Genomic DNA, 20805 nt, shown 5'->3' with positions numbered 1-20805 from the left:
CAAAGTCAGCACGATATTTCTGCCCAACCAGATACCATTCCCTCAACTTCGACCATCCTCCCCGGCAGTCGTCGATTCGGAACTATTCGAGAGACCTGCCGACCTCAAAGCTTCCTCCAGCGCAGGATAGCGATAGTAGCTATCGCCCTCATCTGCAAGTGCCTGGACCGCAGCAAGGAAGTCGACGAAAGCCTTACCTCTTGCGGGACCGAGGTGGCCGGTATTTCGATACAACGCCACCGCCAGCTCTGGCATTTGAGCTGCCTCGCGACACTGGTTGTTCGACGCCCATTTATCCAGCGCATCCTCGACGTCGCTGACTGTAAGGAACTGTGCATGCTGAACCAGGAGCTGGCCGGATTGCTCGCCAACACGATATGAACTTGCGGCCGCCAGGAACTCAATCACGATTGTCACGAAGTACGGATCTGGCCGAATCGAAACAACACTCATGCGGTGGAACTGGGACAGCTTCGAGTAAATCTCCGCTAGGGCAGGAAGTCGCTCCCGCGCGAAGGCGCTTCGCACCATCGCCAGAATGGAGGCGGCGTCAGACGACAGAGGAACCCAAGGCACCAGCAATGCAGGCGAGTTCTCCAGCTTTTGAATCAAAGCCTGCAATCTGCCCGAAAGAGTTTGATCTACCAGACTCCAGAAAAAGTCTTCGTCGCCGAGCCGTACAAGTGCCCTTAGCTGCATCCCGCCTTCAAGCCCTTGAAAGTGCTCACGTTGAGCCGCCACAGTAGCCCTGACAAGCTCCCTGTCACGCTGAGCATAGGCAGAAAGTACGATCGCACAGCGATCCGCATACTCAATCGCAGACAGCCGCCCGCCAGGATCCAGCTCGCGGAGCGCGTGCTTGGCCGCGAGCTTCGCGATGTTCGCTCTCGCTACCGTTCTCACGCGATCGAAGAATGTAGCCTGGATATGCGCAACCGCGGGAACGAATGAAGGGTCGCACGTGTAGCCCAGAAACGAATCTAGGACCTTGGCGCCTTGAGTTGGCGGATGAACGAGCAAGGTTGAAAGCGCCACCGCGAGGTGCCCGCGGGCAACCTCAGCGCGCGGCTCATAAACTTCATTGAAGCTACGCAAAGACGGGTGTGCGCAGATGTTTCGATCTTCTCGGATCCGCTCAAGCTCTCGTTGCCCGATCGAGTCGATCAACTCGAACTCTGCGGCCCTTGCCAGCAAGCTAGATTCGATGGTCTGCATCGCGCGCACACCGTCAACACTAATGCCTTGCTTCTGCGCGCTTGCGACGCTTTCACGAAACGCAATTGCACCCGCGTCACCATCGTCTGCGAGCTGTACAAGTTTGTTGATGATGTCCGCAGTTATGGCCGTCCACGTAGCTGTAATGCTTGCTCGGATCGCCCCAGCGTTGTAGCACCGCCATGACTCCTCGACCAGCGGTCGAGTGTCCGCGCTCCACACCTGGGCGACCAGGTTCTCTAGGTCGGTCACACGGCCCCCCTTACATACGGTCTTGGCAGGACTAGCGCCAGTACCCAATCGATCGTTACCTACGTGAGGCGCCGGTCATGAGTTCCACCTTCAGCGTGGCCTCAGCAGCTTGCGCACGGGCCGTGCGCAAGCTGCCGGCCATGGTTTCGCCCCGTCCCGTCCTGTGCGTAGGTCACACGTAACGAGGCTGTACTGAGGCCAAAATCGCGAGGGCGGGACGAGGTGCGTCGCCCTGTCCCGCCGTCGCTGATCATTCAGTCTGCCCAGGTAGATGCCCGATCTCAGCCGTCCCACCACCATGTCCCGCCCGCTAACGTTCGCCGGACGACTGGGACAGGCTGACGATGCACCGTCACTCCAAGCAAAGCTGTAGGGATAGAGAGCAAGTCGCTTCTCGGACACTGATGAGGAGTGGTGGGTCGATTCGACCCACCACTCCTTTTTCGTTGGTCGGCCCCGGTTCGGCTACAGCAGGTCGTCCCGGAACGTGATCGGCTTCGGCAGCACCTCGGCGTGCAGCGCGGTGGTCGTCGACCAGTTCTAGGTCGAAGCGCTCCACCGCCGCCTTGCCGGGTGCCGCGCCGTGTCGAAGTCCATGATGGCGCCGTTCACCGTGAGGGCGGACGCTCGCATTCGAGCGCCCGCCCACGCGGCTTCCCCCCTCGGTGTGGCTCCTGGCAGGGGTGACTGCCTGGCAGCATCCTGGCGCGGCCGGGCCTCGCGCGTCAGAGGGCGAAGTGCGTATGGCGGGCCGGCGCCGGCGGTGTTAATTGGGGGCTCGGCCCGCATGTTCGCGACCGGCCTTGATCGGCATACTCGTGCGCATGCCGGAGCTGCTCGCCCGCGACTACGAACGGATGCTCGACCTCGCCTTCGCACTGCTCGACGATCCCGGTGGCGATCTGCCCTGGTCGTTGGTGATGGAGGAGCTCACCGACACCTTGGGTTGCTGCATGGGCATCCTCGCCGACGACGGGCGCATCACGGCCTTCGCGCCGCACCACATCGGCGAGTTGCCGTTGAACGACCTTCTTCGCAGGTACGCGCCTGAGCACGTGCTGGCCCGCCACTACGTGACCACCGGGGATCGGACGCCGCTCGCCGTCACGGACTTCGTCAGCCAGCGGGTTTGGCAGCAGACGGGCGTGTACGACAGCGTTCACTCGCTCACGGCCGCCACGCACAACATCGCTCTGCCGCTCGCCGCGCCGGCCGGGGTGCTCCACTCCATCCTCCTCGGGCGTGCCGGGCGCGACTTCGACAGCCGGGAACGCGCGTACTTGCACCGGGTGCAGCCGCTGTTGCTTCGTGCTGACGCGCACCACCGGCACCTGCGGCAGTTTCGGAAGGCGGCCGGTGGGGCCGATCCGGCCTCGTGCGGCATCACGCCGCGCGAGCTCACCGTGTTGACGCTTCTCTGCGAGGGCCTCACGACGGCGGCGATCGCGCGGCGGCTCAAGATCGCGCCCGGTACTGCCAACAAGCATCGCGAGAACCTCTACCGCAAGCTCGGCACCAGCGATCGGGTGTCGACCGTGCTGCGAGCGCAACAGCTCGGCCTCATCCGCACCGCCTAACATCCGGACATGGCTGACGCACAGCAGGACCTTCGCGGCGCTTTCGATGCCGCTGCAAGGGATTTCGCCGCACTGGGACGCCATCTGTGGAATCCCATCGGCACTGCGGTGACCGCGGTTGCCAAGCCCGGGCCTGGCGAGCGGGTCCTCGATGCCTGTTGTGGCACAGGAGCTTCGGCCATTCCCGCCGCGCACGCGGTCGGGCCGGACGGGGTCGTCGACGCGATCGACCTGTCCGGGCCGATGGTGGACGAGGTGCGGCGGCTGTCCGCGGGACTGCCGCAGCTGCGTCCCGGCCAGGCCGATGTGACGACGTGGCCGGGCGCTGACTACGACCTGGTCCAGTGCGCTCTCGGCATCTTCTTCTTTCCTGACATGACCGCCGGTACCGATCACCTGATCAGCCGTGCGCGTCACGGCGGCCGTGTCGTGCTCACGATCTGGCGTGGTGACGCGATCATGTCGCCCGGTCGTCATCTCGGGCGTGCTGTCTCCGCTGTCACGGGGGCGGAGCCGCCCGCGCCGCGCCCTCCGCAGCTGATCGACCAGATCGGCCAGGCGGACGCGTACGCCGCCTGGCTGACCGAGCGCGGGCTTGCCGGGGTCGAGGTGACCGTGAACGAGATGCGGCTGGAGATGACCGACGAGGTGGCGTGGCTGCTCGTGCTCGGGTCGGGTTTCCGGCGGGCTTTGGCGGATCTCTCCGCTGAGGTCGTCGCGGACGTCCGCGAGCACTACCTGGCTTCGTTGCGCGCCGACGGTCTGTCCGAACTGGACGCCACGACGTTGATCGGCAGTGGCGGCCGGCCCTGACAGGTCACCTGGACGGGATCGCGTAGATCGCGCTCATGTCCGAGGTGTGCCGGCTCGCCGAACCGCGGCCGTCGGTGAGGTTGTTGGCAGTGCCCTGCACCGCGCCGGTCTCGCCGCCGAGCCACTTCACGAGCACGTAGGCGTTGAACCGCGGCACGCAGCCCGAGTCGGTCTTGGCCGTGAAGCCGGACAGCTTCAGCGGCACCACGACGTGGTGCACGTAGTAGGGCGTGTCCAGGGTGACGCCGGTGGAAGTGGTTTGGCAGAGGGTTCCGTCCGACTTCCACTGGTTAACGAAGAGCGTGTAGGCGGCCTTGGACGACTTGGACTTGTCGCAGTCGGTGCTGGTGTGGCAGATCATGTACTCGACGTCGGCGGTGACGTTCAGGCTCTTGGTTCCGGCAGGCGCGTCGAACATCGGCAAGGACGGCTGGCGGACCACCGGACTCGACTCGTCGAGCTCCAGGAGGCTCGGAACGGCGGACTGGATCGCCGGGCCGGAGGTCGGAACGATGCGCAGGGAGCCGCTGACCAGGTTCATGGTCGAGTCGTCGTAGCCCAGCGAGGCCGTGCGGATGTAAGCGGTGCAGGTGACACGGGTGGCGACGCCGGGGTGGACGAGCTCGCTGGTGGTGAGCGTCAGGTCTTCCCACTGGGGCGAGCCGCTGCCCTTGTGGTAGACGTTCTGGCCCAGCACGGCGTTCTTGCTGCCGCCCGCCCATCTGCAGACGATCTCGTTGTCGAAAAGGCTGCGAATGGTCGCGGAATTCACGCGCATCACCGCGACGACGTGTGCGGATTGGGTGGCGGCCACGTCCAGCGTGACCGAGCCGAGCTCCACGACGTTCTGGTCGGTGCGGGTGCCGTCCTTCGGCACGCCTGGACCGAGGACGGTCTGCGGTTCGAAGTTCACGCTGGTGGCGGCGGACGCCGTGGGCACACTCACCGCCAGCATCGCCATCGTGGTGGCGGCGATCAGGGACAGGGCTTTGCGCATGTCTACCTCCCGGGACACAGTGACGGGAGGGAAGTTATCGAGGCGCTCTACACGTCCCCTACAAATGCGGGGCGAGGAATTCCCGCCCCGCATGCAGAAATGCTTACAGGCCCGATTCCGGGGTGCGGACCAGAATTGCGCCGCATTCCTCGCAGCGCACGACCTCGTCCGCCGCGGCTTCCTTCACCTTGGACACCGCGCTGCGGTCCAGCTCGATCCGGCACGCGCCGCAGCGGCGGGACTGGATGAGAGCCGCGCCGATGCCCCGCTGCTCGCGCTGGCGGTCGTAGAGCTTCAGCAGGTCGTCCGGGAAGCCCTTGGCCATCAGCGAGCGGTCGGCGGTGCGCCTGGTCTCGGTCGCCTCGAGGTCGGCCAGTGCCGCGTCACGACGGCGCGTGGCGTCCTCGTAGGTCTGGCGGGACTTGTCGAGCTCGACGCGGGCGAAGGAGGTGTCGGCTTCGACGGCCTCGCGACGTTCCATCAGCTCCAGGAGGTCGTCCTCGAGGACGCCCTGGCGGCGCTGAAGGGTGGCGAGCTCGTGCTCGAGGTCGGTGAGCTGCTTGGCGCCGACCGAGCCGGACTGCATCAGCTTGCGGTCGCGTTCCTCACGGGCGCGGACCTGGTCGATCTCGGTCTCCTGGCGCTTCACGTCGCGGTCCAGGTCGCCGAGCGTCGTCTCGACGGCCACCAGCGCGTCCTGCTTCGCGCGCACCTGCTGCTCGGCCTGGGCGATCTCCGCGATCTCGGGCAGCGTGCGGCGGCGGTGCGTGACGCGCGCCAGTTCGGCATCGACCTGGGCCAGGTCGAGCAGCCTGCGCTGCACTGCGGGATCGGCTTTCACGCATGTCCTCCTACTGCTGAGCTCGTCGCACCGACGGTCCACGGGTCGGTCCGGCGGGTGGAGACGAGTACGTCGACCCTACCGCCGAAGGCCGCCCGCAGGATCTCCGCCGCCTGCTCGCACCACGGCCACTCGCTGGCCCAGTGCGCCACGTCCACGAGCGCGGGGCCACCGGACTCGATGTGCTCGCTCGCCGGGTGGTGGCGGAGGTCGGCGGTCACGTAGGCGTCGACGCCGGCCGCAGCCGCGGTCGCGAGGAAGCTGTCGCCCGCCCCGCCGCACACCGCGACCCGTTTGACCAGGCGTTCCGGGTCGCCGGCCGCACGCACGCCCTGGACGGTGACGGGCAGCGCGTCGGCCACGCGCTGGGCGAAGACGCGCAGCGGCTCGGCTTGCGGCAGTTCGCCGACGCGACCCGACCCGGTGTCACTTGACGGCTCGGCTGGTTCGAGCGGTCCGGTGACCGCGAGCCCGATGGCTTTCGCGAGGGCGTCCGAGACACCCGGCAGAGCGCTGTCGGCGTTGGTGTGCGCGCAGTACAAAGCAGCGCGGTTCCGAATCAGCTTGTGCACCAACGCACCCTTGGGTTCGTCGGCCGGAACACCGTTGACGCCACGAAGAAGCAACGGGTGATGGGCGAGCACGAGCTGCGCACCCAGCTCGACCGCTTCGTCCACAGTGGACGACGTCGGGTCGACGCAGACCAGGATTCTCGTCACGTCCTCGGCCGGGTCACCGCAGACCAGGCCCACCGCGTCCCACTTCTCGGCGGTCTTCGGCGGATACGCGGACTCCAGCACCGCGATCACGTCGGCGAGCTTCACGCAAGTTCCTCCATCACTACCCGCAGCGCGTCCACGAACACCGCGAACTCCTCCGGCGGCCGGATCGCCACGCGCAGGAACGTGTCGTCGAGGCCGGGGAACGTGTCGCAGCGCCGTGCCGCGATCCCCTTGTCCCGCAACGCCTCCCGCGTACCCTTGGGCACCCTGAGCAGCATGAACGGCGCTTTCGGCGGTACTACGACCAGGTCTTGGAGCTGCTCCAAGGCGTACGCGGCGTGCTCCTCCGCCTCTTCGGCGAAGCGCTGGGACTGCTCGAGCGCTTCCGGTTCGCAGCACGCGGTGATCGCTTCGAGCGTCAGGCTGCCGACGGGCCAGTGCGGGCGGCCGTGCGCCAGTGTGGCGAGCGCCTCCGGGTCGCCCAGGAAGTAGCCGGCGCGCAGCCCCGCGAGGCCCCAGGTCTTGGTGAGACTGCGCAGGACCAGCACGTCCGGGTCGTGCGCGAGCGATTCCGGTTCGCCGGGCACGGCGTCCATGAACGCCTCGTCGACGACGAGCTTGCCGGGAAGGCGCTTGAGGGCGGTTCTCGAGTGCAGCACCGACGTGGGATTCGTCGGGTTGCCGATGACCGTGAGATCGGCTTCCACGGGTGTGCCGCGCAGCTGGAAATCGCCGTCGAGCAGCACGTGGTCGACCGGAATTCCGGCGTCGCGGAACGCCACTTCGGGCTCGGTGAATCCCGGATGCACGATGGCGACACGGCGCGGCGAGAGCTTCGGCAGCAGCGCGAAGCCCTCGGCGGCACCGTTGAGCAGCAGAACCTCGTCAGGCGAGCGCCCGTGACGGCGTGCGACGGCCTCACGGGCGAGCTCTTCAGCCTGTTTCGAGGGGTAACGACCGAGGTCGTCGAGCGCCGCGGCCAGCCGGTCGCGCAGCCAGGCGGGCGGGCGCGGCACCCGCACGTTGACGGCGAAGTCGGCGAGACCCGGCGCGGCGTCGACGTCACCGTGGTGGCGCAGGTCTGGGCTGGTCATCGAGCAGATTCTAGGCGACCAGCTCAGACGAGCGCGTCACTGCATGTAGCGGCGGAGTTCAGTCAGGTGGCTGATCAGCTCGTCCAGCTGGAACGCGTCGAGCTGAGCAGACTCACCGGGCGGGGTGCGGAAGCAGACGCGACCCTTCTCGTTGAGGTACACCTCGAACGCACGACGGCGCCCGAGGGCGTCGGTGCACCCGATGATCTCCCGTTGCGGGGGCACGTCGGTACCTGTCTGCATGGGCGGCCTCCATGTCGTTTGTCCGTACATCTTGCGACAGCGGTTGAGCGTTACCGTGTGGCGTGTGAAGGTCGCCTTTGTCTGCACCGGCAACATCTGCCGGTCCCCCATGGCAGCGCTCGTGTTCAGAGAATGGCTGTCGCGCGAAGGATTGTCGTCTTTCGTCACCGTGTCCAGCGCGGGTACCGGTGGGTGGCACGTGGGCGACCCGGCCGACCCACGCGCGCTGAAGACGTTGGCGGACAACGGATACCCTACCGATCACGTGGCCGCGCAGGTGTCGGATCTGCACCTGGACGCCGATCTGTTGATCGCACTTGACTCCGGACACGCGCGGGCGTTGCGCCGGATGGCGGAGTCCGATCGCGTCCGGTTGCTGCGTTCGTTCGATCGGGACGCCGATGACGTGGACGTTCCCGATCCGTACTACGGCGACGATTCGGGGTTCACGGACGTGCTGGTCATGGTCGAGGCGGCGATGCCGGGGCTGATCGCGTGGGTTCGCGAGCAGCTCTGAGGACGAAACGAATCTTCAGGAAGCCGTGACCTTCCAAGCCCCGCGCACTTCGGTGATCCGATGGACGACACCGAGCGTTTCCCTGCCGCCGAATCGAGCGGCGCGGTCCAACGGATCCAGGCGGTCTCGGGCGCGTTTGCTGTTCAGCCGGCCGACGAGGTCCAACGACCTCGTCGCCACGCGCACACCCTCGTCGACGTCGCCGCTGCGAAGGTGGCACGTCGCCAGTTCGGCGAGGTCGAAGGAGCGGGCCAGCGCGTTGTCGCCGCCACGCAGACGCAGGCTCCGGCGAAGAGCGGCGACAGCCTTGCCCCACTCACCCAGCTCCGCCCAGGTCACGCCGACCGCAGCGAGAAGCTCTGACTCGTCGAAGAATTCCAGCCACTCGCGCACGTCACCTTCCGCGTGGAAGTTCTCCTGTGCCAGCGCCAGCGATCGTTCAGCCGACTCGCGATTGCTCATGACCGCGTAGCAGCGCGCCTCCCTCACCTCGAGCAAAGCGCACAGCCGCGGCGACCTCGACGCCAATGCCAGCGGATAGCCGAACTGGAACAACCTCAACGCCGCGTCGGGCGGTCCGTGGTACTGCTCCATCCGGCCCGCGCAGTAGAACAACATCGCCTGGAGGGACAGGTTCTGGGCGTCCTGCGTCAGGTCCAGCGCTGCCAGCAGGTGCTGTCTCGCCTGATCGAGGCGACCCATGTCGAACGCGGCGCTCGACGCACGCCTGTGCAGCAACGCCACCGCCTCGAACAAGGTCGGCCTGATGGTGTCACGCACCGAGGCGTTGAGCAGGCCACGCGCCCACACCAGTTGCCCCTCGACCGCGGCCAGCACGACACCACCACCGAACTGCGACTCCAACCCGGTCAGGTCGCGCAGCACGCGGTTGAGGATCTCGACGTCACCCGGCCCCACTTTGGACGGCACTGGCGTGGCCTCGACCACAAGCGGGGTTCGTTCCGCACTGCCGAACACCGGCTGACCTAGGACCGTCTCGGCTGCATGAGCGAGGAACGAGGCTCGCTTCGCGGCTTCGTCGAGCGACGAAGGCTTGGTGACCGGCTCGTACGCCAGCCCCAGATGTCCCCGCGGGATTCCGAGGCTGAGCGCGATGCGTTCGAGCAGCTCGTAGGCCATGACCTGACGACCACCGATGATGTCGGAGATCTCGGACTGGTTCTGCCTCGTGGCCAGTGCCAGCTCCCGCTGCGGAACACCGCCCTCCACGAGCAACCGGAAGACCGTCCCGATGTCGCGACGGGCCAGCGCGTCACGCATCTCGGGACGGTCCCAGTCGGCCTTGAACCTGTCCATCGACCCGAAGGTACTGCCGGGCACCGACACCGGCCGGGTTCATCGGCCAAGGTGATCGGCTGGGCCGATGAAGATCGTCGCCGGGCGGTCGTTCCGGCTGGTCGAGCGTGCCAGGATGAGATTCATGGACCTCACCGGGTGGACGTGGCTCAACGAGCCTCAGAAGTGGTCGGCCGACCCCCTGACCGTGCACGCCGACCCCAACTCGGACTTCTGGCGCCTCACCGGCAACGGCGTCGTCCGCGAGAACGGCCACCTCTACGGCACGACCCTGGCCGGCGACTTCGCCATCACGGCGACGTTCAGCGGCGAGTACGCGGCGCAGTACGACCACGCCGGGATCGGGCTGGTGATCGACGGCGAGAACTGGATCAAGGCCGGGGTCGAGGTGTTCGACGGGAAGCGGCAGGCCAGCACGGTCGTCACGCGGGGGTTCTCGGACTGGAACCTCGCGCTCACTGGGACGTTTGAGCGGTTCACGATCAGCGCCGAGCGCAAGGGTGACGCGGTGTGGGTGAAGTACGGCGTCGACGGGGAACTGCCCACCAAGCTGCTGCGCAAGGCCTACTTCCCGCCGCAGATCGAGACCAAGGTCGGGATCATGGCGGCGAGTCCTGAGGGTGAGGGGTTCGTGACCCAGTTCCACGCCGTGAGCATCACCCGATAGCGCGTTGCGTTTGCTTCGAATACTGCGGATACTTCGAATGATGGACGGGAGGGAAGTCGATGAGTTCCGCAGCACTACGAGCTGTTCAGCCTGACGGTGACGACGTCGTCACCGCTCACGCCGCACTGACCAGGGTGAAGGCGTATCTGCACAGTCACCACGACGATGAGAGCGACGTTCGCATCAGAGTCGAGGAGAACGACGACGTGCTGGTGCTGCCGCGCGGCGCCGTCGAGCTCTTCGCCCAGATCCTGGCTTACATGGCCGCTGGTCACGGCGTGTCGGTCGTGCCCGCTGATGCCGAACTGACCACGCAGCAGGCGGCGGACCTGTTGAACGTGTCACGTCCATACCTGATCAACCTCCTCGAAGCCGGCGCAATCGAGTACCGCAAGGTCGGCAAGCACCGCCGGATCAAGGCAGCGTCGCTGGTGGAGTACATGCGCAACGACGACCAGCGACGGCGTAGCGCCGCTGACGAGTTGTCGGCGCTCACGCAAGAGATGGGCATGGCCTGAGTGAGTTTCGTCGTCGTCTACGACGCCGACGTCCTCTACCCGAGCACCTTGCGAGATCTGCTGATCCGCATCGCACAGGCAGGGCTCGTTCAGGCCAGGTGGACTGACCAGATTCTGGACGAGGTGTTCAGGAACATCCACAAGAACCGGCCCGACCTCCAACCTGAGTTGCTCGACCGCACTCGGCGGCTGATGGTGAAGGCCGTGCGCGACTGCCTGGTCACCGGTCACGAACCGCTGATCTCCTCGATAGATCTGCCGGACCCGGACGATCGCCACGTGCTCGCAGCCGCGATCAGGGCCCGCGCGCAGGTGATCGTGACGAACAACCTCGAGGACTTCCCCTCGGAAGCACTGCGACAGTGGGACATCGACCCCAAGGACGCGGACGACTTCGTCAGCGACCAGATCGGGCTCGACGCCAAGGTCGTGTGGAGTTGCGTCCAGCAGATCGCGAACTCGTGGCGCAATCCACCCGGCACGTTCGCCGACGTCCTCGCGTCGCTCGAGCGCTGCGGGCTGGTGCAGTCAGTGGCCGAACTCCGGGCTCTCTGACCAGTCATCTACCGTGAAGTCGTGCGGTTCAAGTTCCTCCTCAAGCCGGGCTGGCTGGCGCTGACCCTGGCCGTCTGGGTGTTCGCGGGTGCCTGCATCTACTTCCTGTCCCCGTGGCAGTTCGGCCGCAACGACGAGCGCCAGGCGCAGAACGCCGCCATCACCAAGTCGTTGAAGAGCGACCCGGTGCCGTTCGGCGCGCAGCACGACGAGTGGCAGAAGGTGGAGCTCAAGGGCCGCTACCAGCCCGAACTCGAGGCGCTGGCGCGGCTGCGCACGGTGTTGGGCGAGGCTGCGTTCGAGGTCATCACGCCGTTCAGGACCAATGACGGCAAGACGGTCCTCGTCGACCGCGGCTTCGTGCGGCCGGTCAACGGCATCAAGCCGCCGAACTTCACCGCGCCCCCGCAGGAAGAAGTCACCGTCATCGGGCTCGCGAGGCCGAACGAGTCGAACGCCACCCCCGCGTTCGAGCAGGACGGCAGGAAGCAGATCTACTCGATCAACAACAAGGCCGTCGGGCCGGACATCGAGCCCGGCTACTTCCAGCTCATCGAGAACCAGCCGGGCGCGCTCGACACGTTGCCGCTCCCGCGGATCGAGAGCGGGCCGTTCTTCTCGTACGCGCTGCAGTGGATCGCGTTCGGGGTCATGGCGGTCGGCGGCTGGCTGTACTTCACGATTCGCGAGGCACGGCCGGGTGGCGTGCTCCACGAAAGCACCAGGAAGCGGAAGTCGATCGCCGAGCTACTTGCGGAAGAAGGCGACGACGGCGCTGGCGAGAGCGGCGCCGAAGCCGACGACACGGGACAGCTCCACGGCACGCGTCACGTGACCTGAGTCCGGGTTGCGGCCGTGGCCCAGCACCGGGCGCTCTTCGACGCCGTGCGAGTACACGGTCCGGCCGCCCAGACGGATCTCCAGGGCGCCAGCGAAAGCAGCCTCCACCTGGCCCGCGTTGGGTGACGGGTGCGCTGAGGCGTCCCGGCGCCATGTTTCCAGAGCAGCGGAAGCCGATCCGCCCACCACCGGAGCGCCACCGACGGTCAGCACCGCCGCCAGCCGTGACGGCAGCAGGTTCAGCAGATCGTCCAGACGCGCGGAAGCCCAGCCGAAGCGCAGGTAGCGCGGCGACTTGTGGCCGACCATCGCGTCCAGCGTGTTCGCGGCCCGGTAGCCCAGCAGTCCTGGCACGCCGAAGACCGCGCCCCAGAACAGCGGCGCCACGACGGCGTCCGAGGTGTTCTCGGCCACGGACTCCACGGTCGCACGGGCCAGGCCCAGGGTGTCCAGGCGGGAAGCGTCACGGCCGCACAGGGAAGGCAGCCGGGCACGAGCGGCCTCGAGATCGCCGTCAGCCAGCTCGCGGCCCATCGACGTGCCCTCGACAGCCAGCGAACTGCCGCCCAGCACCGTCCAGGTCGCCAGAGCCGTGACGACCGTCTGCGCCAACCAGTGCCGGCGAGCCAGCCGCTCAAGGCCCACACCGGCCGCCACGGTCCCGCCCACCAGGACGGCCGTGTAGGCCACGCCGGCGGCCTGCGAGTCGGCGTATACGCGCTTCTCGAGCGCGGAAGCAACCGTTCCGAATGCCGCTACCGGGTGAAATCGGCGTGGATCTCCGAACACCGCGTCCGCGGCCACGCCCAGCAACAACCCCAACGCGCGACCCGCGCCCACGGCATCCTCCCCAGCTCGTCGAAGGCACGGTAGCGCCGCATCACACCAGCGCGCGCATTAGGGTGGCCGGTCGTGGAGCACAAGCGGCTGAAGCTGTACGCCTACCTGGACGCGCGCGATCACCAGCGCACGTACCTGGCGATCATGCGGCTGTTCACCTCCACGCTGCTGGCCGACCTGTCCGCGGGCGAGGTTGCCGGAGCGCTGGCGGGTCAGGAACGAGAAGGCCGCGTCGAACCCGGCGAAAGCCGCATCGAGAACGTCATCAACCGCCTCAAGCAGCTGGTCGAGTGGGGCAACCTCGTCCAGGGCCGCCGTGAGGTCGTGGCGGCCAGCATCGCCGAGTTCCAGCACGGCAGCGTCCGGTACCAGGTCTCCAAGCTCGCCGTCCGCGTGCAAAGAGACGTCGACGAGCTGCTCAGGGTCCCGGAAGGCGCCCGCGAGGTCTCCCGCGAACTGCTGCCGGCCATCGAACGCGGCCTCAACGAGCTGGGCGGGTCGCTGAGTGTCGCCCTGCTCAACGAAGGCGACAAGACCAAGGAACTGCTGGCCGAACGTGTCACCACGCTGTTCCTGCAGCACGCCGAGCTCGCGGCGACGGTCCGCGACTTCTACGCCTATCTGGGCCAGGTCGTCACGCGCAACCACCTCGCGCCCGACGAGATCGCCGGCTTCCGGAACCTGCTCGTCGAGTACATCCAGCGCGTCGTCGAAGACGTCCTGAAGTACACGCCCCCGATCGCCGAAGCCCTCGCCGCACTGACCAAAGCGCGCTCAGAACTCCTGCGGCTCCTCAGCACCGACCTGGGCGCGAGCGTCGAACGCGCCCGCGGCCGCACGCCGGAGGACTGGCAGGAGCTCACGGACTGGTTCGTCGACCGCCCCGGCCGCCCGAGCCAGGTCACGGCGCTGCGAGAAGCCACCGCCCGCGCCATCGGCAGCCTCCTGGCCAGCGTGAAGCGGGCGACGTCCGGCGGCGGCCTGCTGCCTGGACGACGCGCCGAACTGCTGAAGCTGGCGAGCTGGTTCGACAACTCGACCCGAGAAGAAGCTCACGAGATCTACGCGTCGGCGTTCGGCCTCTACAGCGCACGGCACCTCTCCCCCGCGCCGGAACACGACTCGGACAACGAGCGCACGCCGTGGCGCGACGGCCCGGTGTGCGATGTGACGGTGTCAGTGCGGACCAGAGGCGACCGGGGAGCACGCGGCAGGCCGTCCCGGATCCTCGACGACCCGATGACCGAGCAGTCGCTGCTCGCGGAGGCACGGGAGGCCGACGAGATCCGCGCCAGGCACGTCGCGGAGCTCACCAAGGCCGCCGGAAACCTGGAGAACACCACGCTCACGCACGGCGCGTTGGAGGTCTTCTGCGAGCTGCTGACGCTCGCGATGGCCCAGCGCGACTCCCCGCACGACAACGGATCGGCCAGCGACCCCGTGCGCGGCCTCAAACTCGAGATCGCCCACGGCACGACGACGCAGATCCGCTCCGCCGCCGGGACGCTCACCCTGCACGACGCGACGGTGGCACTGAAGCAATGAACCACTTGGACAACCTCTCCGACATCGACGCCGCCAACGTGGTGCGGTGCGCGCGAACGTTGCTGCGCAGGCCACTCCTGAGGTCAAACGGCCCGGACGGCGAACTGCTCAGCCTCGTCTACCGGCACCGGGCGACCCTGCAGGACCTGTTCGCGGGCCTGCTCGGCTACCGGCTGGTCGTCGAACGCCGCTTCGCGCGCCTCTACAAGGCCGGCCCGGGCAAAGACGACACCCGCGGCGTGCTCAGCATGTCCCCACGCGGCTACGCGTACCTGGCTTTGACCCTCGCCGTGCTCACGGGCATCGGCCGCCAGACGCTTCTCAGCCGCCTGGTAGCCGATATCCGTTCCGCCGCAGTGGAAGCAGGCATCGACGCACCGGACGACGTCGCCGAACGCCGCGCGCTCACGGCAGCGCTGCGCCACCTGGTCTCCCTCGGCGTTCTGATGGAGACCGAGGGTTCGGTCGCCCAGGACCTGCTCCCCCAGGAGGCCCTGATAACGATCGACACCGACCTGCTGGGCCAGCTCGTCACGGGCCCGGTCGGCGAGGCCCAAAGCCCGGAGCACCTCATCGAACTCGCCGCACGCCCCGGCCCGCGCGGCATCGAACACGCGGTGCGACGCAAGCTCGTCGAGACCCCGCTCGTGCTCTACGCGGACCTGCCGGACGAGCAGGCCGAGTGGCTGCGGCGCAACCAGCGCAAGGAAACCGCGCTGCTCGAGCAGGCGTTCGGCCTCTACACCGAGTGCCGCGTCGAGGGCGTGCTCGCCGCCGACCCCGAGGACTTCCTGACCGACCTGTCGTTCCCCGGCGTCTCCACGGTCGCGCGCATCGCGCTCCTGGCGTTGCCCGACCTGGTCGAGGACGACTCCGAAGACCCGCCCGCACGGCACGTCGTCACGAACGAACGGCTCCGCGAGGTCTGCGCGGCTCTGGTCGAGGACTACCCCGCCGCGTGGTCGAAGCAGTTCACCGACGACCTCGACCGGTTGGTCGCCGAGGTGACAGAACTGTTGCGCCGCATGAGACTCGCCGCCCGGACCGAAGAGGGCTGGTCCATCAGCGCGGCGGCGAACCGCTGGTTGCCGTCCCCCGACGGCGATCCCGAACGAGAACAACCGGAACCCGTTGTGGTGCCTGAAGTGCCGGGCTGGTCCCTGTTCGACGAGGAGAACGTTTCATGAGCAGGTGGCGGCTGCACCGCGGCGGCGTGGTCAACATCTGGCAGTACACCGAGCAGACGTTCGACTTCTCCGGTGGCCGCGCGATCTTCCAGGGCACCAACGGTTCCGGCAAGTCCCGCACGCTGGAGCTGCTGCTGCCGCTGTGCCTGGACGGCGACCTGCGCCAGCTCGGCTCGAAGGGCTTCGACACGGTCAGCATCCGGCGTCTGATGCTGGACGACTACGACGGCGGCCCGAACCGCATCGGCTACGCGTGGGTCGAGCTCATCCGCGAGGCCGCCGACCACTCGGGCAACGAGTACCTGACGTGCGGACTCGGCGTGAAGGCGTCGAAGACCTCGCAGGCGATCACGGACTCGTGGCGGTTCGTCACGCCCATGCGCGTCGGTACGGAACTGCAACTGGCGGGCCCTGAGCGCGTCCCGCACGGTCCGGCACAGCTCAGGGACCTCATCGGCGCGGACTGCATGTTCGAGGAACCGGCGTTCCGCGCGAAGATCGCCGACGCGGTCTACGGCGTGCCCGCCGCGCGTTATGGCGACCTGCTGCACCTCCAGCGGACGCTGCGCAACCCGGACGTCGGCCTCAAGGTGCTGGAAGGGCAGCTGGAGCAGATCCTCAGCGATGCCCTGCCGCCGCTGGACCAGACGATGGTCGAGCAGCTCGCGACGTCGTTCGACGACCTGGAGTCGATCCGCGAGAACATCGTGCGACTGTCCTCTGCGGACAGTGCGCTCAGCACGTTCCTCAAGACCTACAGCGACTACGCGTTCGGCGGGCTCAGGAGTGCCTCCGAACGGCTGGAGGCCGCCGAGAAGTCGGTGACGAAGCTGCGGCGCGAGCAGTCGAAGCTCACGCAGGAGCTGGACGTCACGCGGATGGAACGCGCGGCGTCCGAGCAGGCACTTGTCGACATGGAGACCGGCGAGCAGCAGGCCGAGGAGACCATCGCGGCGCTGAAGGAGCTGCCGGCGTTCCGCGACCTGCAAGACCTCAAGACGCGCGAGAACCTGGTGGCGGAGAAGCGTTCCTCCGCCGTCGCCGCTCTCGAGACGGCTCACCGCCAGCGCGCCCAGGAAGACGCGGCCGTCGACAACGTGCTGCGGCTGCTTCGAAGGCTGGCGGAAGACCTGCAGGCCGCGGACGCGTTGAGCGACCCGTTGCGCGAGAACCTCAGGCTCGCGGGCATGGACTCCGACCTCGCGCCGGACGTGCCGCAGGTGCCGGCCGCCGAGGCCACGGTGACCACGGATTCCGTGCGCGCCAAGCCGGATCCCGAAGCCGGACCGCTGCCGATCGAACGCCGTGTACCCCCTGCCGCGGCCACCGAGGACGTGCTGGCCTCGCTGGCGTCGGTCATCGACCAGACCTCGGGCATCGCTTCCCTCGCACGCCAGCGGGGTGCGCTCGCGTTGTCGTTGCACGAGCAGGCTCTGGCACTGGACTCGCAGCACCGCGAGGTGGAGTCGTTGCGGCAGAAGGCCCGTGACGCCCAGCTCGGCGCGACCGAGTCGACCGCGCTGCGCAACCAGGAGCTGCAGGAGCTGGCCGAGGTCGTGCAGACCTGGCTGGAGCAGGTCGAGGTGTGGACGTCGAGCGGCCCGCTGCTCGACGAACGTCCCGCGGAAGCGTTGGCGCTGCCCCAAACCCCTGATCCGGCGGCGGCGAAGGCGTTGAGCGGCACGGCGCGCGAGTGGGTCGGGCCGTTGGTGCAGTTGGCTCGCGACGCGGCGCACGCGTTCACTCAGCAGCGCAGCGAACTGCGCGCACGGCTCGACACTCTCGACGAGGAACTCGTCGGCCTGCGGTCGGGTGACGAACGGGTGCCGGTGCCGGGCCAGTACACGTCAGCCGAGCGCAACACGGCTGTCGGCGCGCCGTTCTACCGCTTGGTGGACTTCACGCCGTCGCTCAACGACGAAGAGCGCGCAGGACTGGAAGCGGCACTGCAGGCGAGCGGTCTGCTCGACGCCTGGGTCACGCCGCAGAGCAACGACCTGAACGACGTCCTGGCCGTCCCGCGGGAGGCCGCGGACGGCCGTTCGCTGGCCGAGTTCCTGGTGCCCGCGGTCGAGGGCTCGCCGGTGCCGGAGTCGCTCGTCGCCGACCTGCTGCGCGCGGTGTCGCTGGACGACATGACGACCACCGGTGACTGGCGCGCGGGCGTGCTGACCGGGCGCTGGACCAAGCCGGAGGCCGAGTTCATCGGTGCGGGCGCGCGAGAAGCCGCCCGAGGCCGCCGAATCGTTGCCCTGGAAGAGGAACTCGCCGAGCTGCGCGCGCAGCTCGGCACTGCTGAGGATGAGTTGGCACGTGCGCACGAGCACGTTGCGACGTGGGAGGCACACGTCGCGGCGTTCCCCGGCGACGGCGAGCTGATCGCGAAGCACAGCCGCGTCCAGGCCGCCGAGGAGTCCGCGGCACGGTCGCAGCAGCGGACGTTCGAGCTGCGTGACGCGTTGGAGAACGCCAACGCGCGGTTGGAAGCGGCTCGAAGCGAACTGACTCGCCAGGCGGGCGATGCCGGGCTGCCTTCGGACACCGAAGCGCTCAGGCAGGCCCAAGCGGCCGCCAGCGACGCTCAGCGGACGGCCGACCTGCTCGGCGACGCGGTCAAGAGGCGTTGCCAGGGCACGATTTCCGACCTCACGGACGCCTCGCACCGCTACCACGAGGCTGTTGCGGACCGGCAGACCGCCGAGGCCGACGCCGACGCCCGGTGCATCGACTACGCGGCCCAGGCGGGAACGCTGGCCGAGCTCACCGACGCGGTCGGCGGTGAGGCCAAGGAGATCAGCGAGCAGCTCACGCAGTTGGAGAAGTCGCGCAAGAAGATGCGTGAGGACCTCAAGGGCGTCCGCGAGAGCATCACGACGGCTCGCGAGCAGGCGGCGAAGCTGGAAGCGTTGCTGGAAAGCAACTCCACGCAGGTCGAAGAGGCTTCGGAAGGCCTGGCACGCGCCGCGGCCAACTTCCAGGCCACGGTCAAGGCACCGGGGTTGATGGCCGCCGCGTTCCCGGACATGGCGGAGGCGACCGGGCCCCAGACTGATGGCGCCGCGGCCACCGGCACGTCGCTCGAAGCCGCGGTGCGGCAGGCGATCGCCGACGCGGGCGACCGTCGCGGCGGCACCGAGGCGACCGTGATCGCCAAGCTCCAGGCCCTGCAGACCTCCCTCGCCGGCAGCCACGACATCGCCGCCGAACAGCACGCGGGCCTGCTGACCGTGACGGTGACCGGCGAGGAGGGCGCGAAGCCCGTCGCCGTCGCCGCCCGCCAGGTCACGACGAAGCTGGCGGAGCAGCGCGGGTTCCTCGACGAGCAGTACCAGGGGATCTTCGCCGACTACCTGATCCGCGACCTGGCCGAGTGGCTGCGCGGCCAGATCACCGTCGCCGAGGACCTCACCAAGCGCATGAACGAGGTGCTCGGCCAGGCGCGTTCCAGCCAGGGTGTGCACGTCAAGCTGGCCTGGAAGTCGTCCAGCGCCCTCGACGACGCAACGCGGCAAGCGCTTGCGCTCGTCCGGCTGCCGTTCGGCGAGCGCACGCCTGAGCAGGACGCCACGCTGCGCCGCGTCTTCACCGAACGCATCGAGAACGAGCGCGACACGCACTCCGGCGGCTACGCGGAGATCCTGTCCCGGGCGCTCGACTACCGGACGTGGCACCAGTTCACGGTGACCGTCGCTGACACGGGCCCTGACGGCAACCCGCGCGAACGGCGGCTCAGGCAGCTCTCGTCCGGTGAGACCCGGCTGATCTCGTACGTGACGCTGTTCGCGGCCGCGGCGAGCTTCTACGACGCGGTGAGCGACGAGTTCGACCCGCTGCGCCTGGTGCTGCTGGACGAGGCCTTCGAACGGCTCGACGACCCGACCATCGCGCGCATGCTGGGGCTCCTGGTCGACCTCGACATGGACTGGGTGATCACCTGGCCGAGCGGCTGGGGCGTGTCCGACAAGATCCCTCGCATGCACATCTACGACGTGCTGCGGCCCAAGAACGGCCGTGGCGTCGCGTGCACGCAGACGACGTGGGACGGCGCGGCGCTGGACCGGATCGACCCCTAGAACGGCACCGGTCCCGCACCGTGGGCGCGGGACCGGCAGCGGATCAGTCGAGGATGAGGTCCGCCAGGTGCACGGCGCGCGTGAGCCTGGTGATGCGATCGGCGGAGACGTTCCAGGTTGTGCCCACCGGCTCCAGCGTCAGCACGACCATGATCTTGCGGTCGCCGCGCCCGTAGGTGCCGGTGGTGTGCATGGCCGGACGCGTCAGGTCGACGTCGGCGGCCGAACGCAGGCCCTCGCCCACCGGGCCGTCCTTGCCGACACCGGGGTAGGTCGGCGGCTTCGGCTTTTCGACGCACGGCGCGGGCGGGATGTCACCGAACCGCGACCACCCCTGCTTGTAGGCCACCTCGCCGTGAACGACGCTCGGCAGGCCGAACGACTGGTCGAAGCCGTCGGTCGCGCACTTCGTCGCCTGGTGCAGGTTGCCCATGATGAAATCGCGGAACTTCGGGTGTGCCTGGTCGAGCACATAACGGTAGATCTTGACGACGTCGGCCGCGCTGAGTGCCGTGTAGCCCCAGAACCCGACGTTGACCGGCGGTGCGGTGTCCTCGAGCCCCAGCTTCACGACCATGCGTTCGACGATCTTCTCCCAGCCCTCCTGGACCCAGAGCTCCGAAGCCGCGTTGTCGTCGCTCGACCTCAGCATCGGCTCCAGTCGTACCAGGTCGGCCGGCGGGATCTCGGCGTCAGGGCCGCGCTTCTCCAGGTAGTCGAGCGCAATGAGGATCTTGACGACCGACGCCGAACGGTACTGCTTGTGTTCGTCCCAGGCGATCGTGGTGCGTCCGGTCTTGCGGTCGAACACGGCGAACGCTGCCTGGGCATCCGCGGCGATCTCGGCCCGAGGATCAGCATGCGCGGGCAGTGGCGCCAGGAAGACTGCCGTGACCGCCGCAGTGACGCCTGCGGCGAGCAGCCGAATTCTCTTCATGCTTCGTAGACGCCGGTCGTGCCGCCCAGGATGCCCCCGGCGACAAAAAAAGATC

Annotated in this window: 19 protein-coding genes; 10 read left to right on the top strand and 9 right to left on the bottom strand. The window is 67.9% G+C overall.

Going from position 1 to position 20805, the window contains the following annotated elements; translation table 11 throughout:
- Positions 1 to 42: 42 nt before the first annotated feature.
- Positions 43 to 1467 carry a hypothetical protein gene (locus ABZ345_RS39845; protein ID WP_359860146.1) on the bottom strand — a complete coding sequence of 475 codons (1425 nt, stop codon included), beginning with the start codon at positions 1465 to 1467 and terminating at the stop codon, positions 43 to 45.
- A gap of 824 nt (positions 1468 to 2291) precedes the next feature.
- On the opposite strand from ABZ345_RS39845, the gene ABZ345_RS39840 reads away from it, so the two are divergent.
- Entirely contained in the window at positions 2292 to 3044 is a 753-nt protein-coding gene (locus tag ABZ345_RS39840) for a LuxR C-terminal-related transcriptional regulator (RefSeq protein ID WP_359860145.1), read from the top strand.
- A 9-nt stretch (positions 3045 to 3053) separates the two neighbouring features.
- Positions 3054 to 3857, top strand: coding sequence for a methyltransferase domain-containing protein (locus ABZ345_RS39835; RefSeq protein WP_359860144.1), 804 nt, complete (start codon positions 3054 to 3056; stop codon positions 3855 to 3857).
- A gap of 4 nt (positions 3858 to 3861) precedes the next feature.
- Here ABZ345_RS39835 and ABZ345_RS39830 read toward each other — a convergent pair whose 3' ends face one another.
- The 5 genes from ABZ345_RS39830 to ABZ345_RS39810 all read right to left on the bottom strand — a co-directional run bounded on the left by ABZ345_RS39830 (position 3862) and on the right by ABZ345_RS39810 (position 7754).
- Positions 3862 to 4854, bottom strand: a complete 993-nt coding sequence (locus ABZ345_RS39830; RefSeq protein WP_359860143.1) for a hypothetical protein — start codon at positions 4852 to 4854, stop codon at positions 3862 to 3864.
- 103 nt (positions 4855 to 4957) lie between these two features.
- Positions 4958 to 5695 (bottom strand): C4-type zinc ribbon domain-containing protein, encoded by a 738-nt coding sequence (locus tag ABZ345_RS39825; RefSeq protein ID WP_359860142.1) that lies wholly within the window; start codon positions 5693 to 5695, stop codon positions 4958 to 4960.
- On the bottom strand, positions 5692 to 6519 hold the full coding sequence (locus tag ABZ345_RS39820; protein ID WP_359860141.1) for a Nif3-like dinuclear metal center hexameric protein: 828 nt from the start codon (positions 6517 to 6519) through the stop codon (positions 5692 to 5694). The genes ABZ345_RS39825 and ABZ345_RS39820 overlap by 4 nt, the downstream gene beginning before the upstream one ends.
- Complete coding sequence (cobC, locus tag ABZ345_RS39815; RefSeq protein ID WP_359860140.1) at positions 6516 to 7511, bottom strand: Rv2231c family pyridoxal phosphate-dependent protein CobC; 996 nt, start codon at positions 7509 to 7511, stop codon at positions 6516 to 6518. The genes ABZ345_RS39820 and cobC overlap by 4 nt, the downstream gene beginning before the upstream one ends.
- A 36-nt stretch (positions 7512 to 7547) precedes the next feature.
- Complete coding sequence (locus ABZ345_RS39810) at positions 7548 to 7754, bottom strand: hypothetical protein (RefSeq protein WP_030472678.1); 207 nt, start codon at positions 7752 to 7754, stop codon at positions 7548 to 7550.
- A 64-nt stretch (positions 7755 to 7818) separates the two neighbouring features.
- On the opposite strand from ABZ345_RS39810, the gene ABZ345_RS39805 reads away from it, so the two are divergent.
- Positions 7819 to 8271: a low molecular weight protein-tyrosine-phosphatase gene (locus ABZ345_RS39805; RefSeq protein WP_359860139.1), complete on the top strand. Its 453-nt coding sequence runs from the start codon at positions 7819 to 7821 to the stop codon at positions 8269 to 8271.
- Between the two features lie 15 nt (positions 8272 to 8286).
- Here the strand turns inward: ABZ345_RS39805 and ABZ345_RS39800 are convergent, their stop codons facing one another.
- On the bottom strand, positions 8287 to 9588 hold the full coding sequence (locus ABZ345_RS39800) for a hypothetical protein (protein WP_359860138.1): 1302 nt from the start codon (positions 9586 to 9588) through the stop codon (positions 8287 to 8289).
- Between the two features lie 67 nt (positions 9589 to 9655).
- On the opposite strand from ABZ345_RS39800, the gene ABZ345_RS39795 reads away from it, so the two are divergent.
- Genes ABZ345_RS39795 through ABZ345_RS39780 form a run of 4 tightly spaced genes read left to right on the top strand, consistent with a single transcriptional unit; the run spans position 9656 to position 12168 of the window.
- Positions 9656 to 10255: a DUF1349 domain-containing protein gene (locus tag ABZ345_RS39795; protein WP_359860137.1), complete on the top strand. Its 600-nt coding sequence runs from the start codon at positions 9656 to 9658 to the stop codon at positions 10253 to 10255.
- 59 nt (positions 10256 to 10314) lie between these two features.
- Positions 10315 to 10773, top strand: a complete 459-nt coding sequence (locus ABZ345_RS39790; RefSeq protein ID WP_359860136.1) for a helix-turn-helix domain-containing protein — start codon at positions 10315 to 10317, stop codon at positions 10771 to 10773.
- Entirely contained in the window at positions 10774 to 11328 is a 555-nt protein-coding gene (locus ABZ345_RS39785; RefSeq protein ID WP_359860135.1) for a PIN domain-containing protein, read from the top strand.
- 21 nt (positions 11329 to 11349) lie between these two features.
- Positions 11350 to 12168, top strand: coding sequence for an SURF1 family cytochrome oxidase biogenesis protein (locus ABZ345_RS39780; protein WP_359860134.1), 819 nt, complete (start codon positions 11350 to 11352; stop codon positions 12166 to 12168).
- Here the strand turns inward: ABZ345_RS39780 and ABZ345_RS39775 are convergent.
- Positions 12076 to 13008 carry a cobalamin biosynthesis protein gene (locus ABZ345_RS39775; protein ID WP_359860133.1) on the bottom strand — a complete coding sequence of 311 codons (933 nt, stop codon included), beginning with the start codon at positions 13006 to 13008 and terminating at the stop codon, positions 12076 to 12078. The genes ABZ345_RS39780 and ABZ345_RS39775 overlap by 93 nt on opposite strands.
- Before the next feature lie 72 nt (positions 13009 to 13080).
- On the opposite strand from ABZ345_RS39775, the gene ABZ345_RS39770 reads away from it, so the two are divergent.
- Genes ABZ345_RS39770 through ABZ345_RS39760 form a run of 3 tightly spaced genes read left to right on the top strand, consistent with a single transcriptional unit; the run spans position 13081 to position 19813 of the window.
- Positions 13081 to 14553, top strand: coding sequence for a DUF2397 domain-containing protein (locus ABZ345_RS39770; protein ID WP_359860132.1), 1473 nt, complete (start codon positions 13081 to 13083; stop codon positions 14551 to 14553).
- Positions 14550 to 15740, top strand: coding sequence for a TIGR02678 family protein (locus tag ABZ345_RS39765; RefSeq protein ID WP_359860131.1), 1191 nt, complete (start codon positions 14550 to 14552; stop codon positions 15738 to 15740). Before ABZ345_RS39770 ends, ABZ345_RS39765 begins: the two co-directional genes overlap by 4 nt.
- Positions 15737 to 19813, top strand: a complete 4077-nt coding sequence (locus ABZ345_RS39760) for a TIGR02680 family protein (RefSeq protein ID WP_359860130.1) — start codon at positions 15737 to 15739, stop codon at positions 19811 to 19813. The genes ABZ345_RS39765 and ABZ345_RS39760 overlap by 4 nt, the downstream gene beginning before the upstream one ends.
- A gap of 43 nt (positions 19814 to 19856) precedes the next feature.
- Here ABZ345_RS39760 and ABZ345_RS39755 read toward each other — a convergent pair whose 3' ends face one another.
- A complete protein-coding gene (locus ABZ345_RS39755; RefSeq protein WP_359860129.1) occupies positions 19857 to 20750 on the bottom strand; it encodes a hypothetical protein in 894 nt (297 codons plus the stop codon).
- Positions 20751 to 20805 lie beyond the last annotated feature (55 nt).

Source organism: Lentzea sp. NPDC005914 (assembly GCF_040629405.1).
In the GTDB taxonomy this organism is placed as follows: Bacteria; Actinomycetota; Actinomycetes; order Mycobacteriales; family Pseudonocardiaceae; genus Lentzea.
The sequence above is the reverse complement of the archived record's forward strand: the minus strand, read 5'-3'. Positions and strand labels throughout refer to the sequence as shown.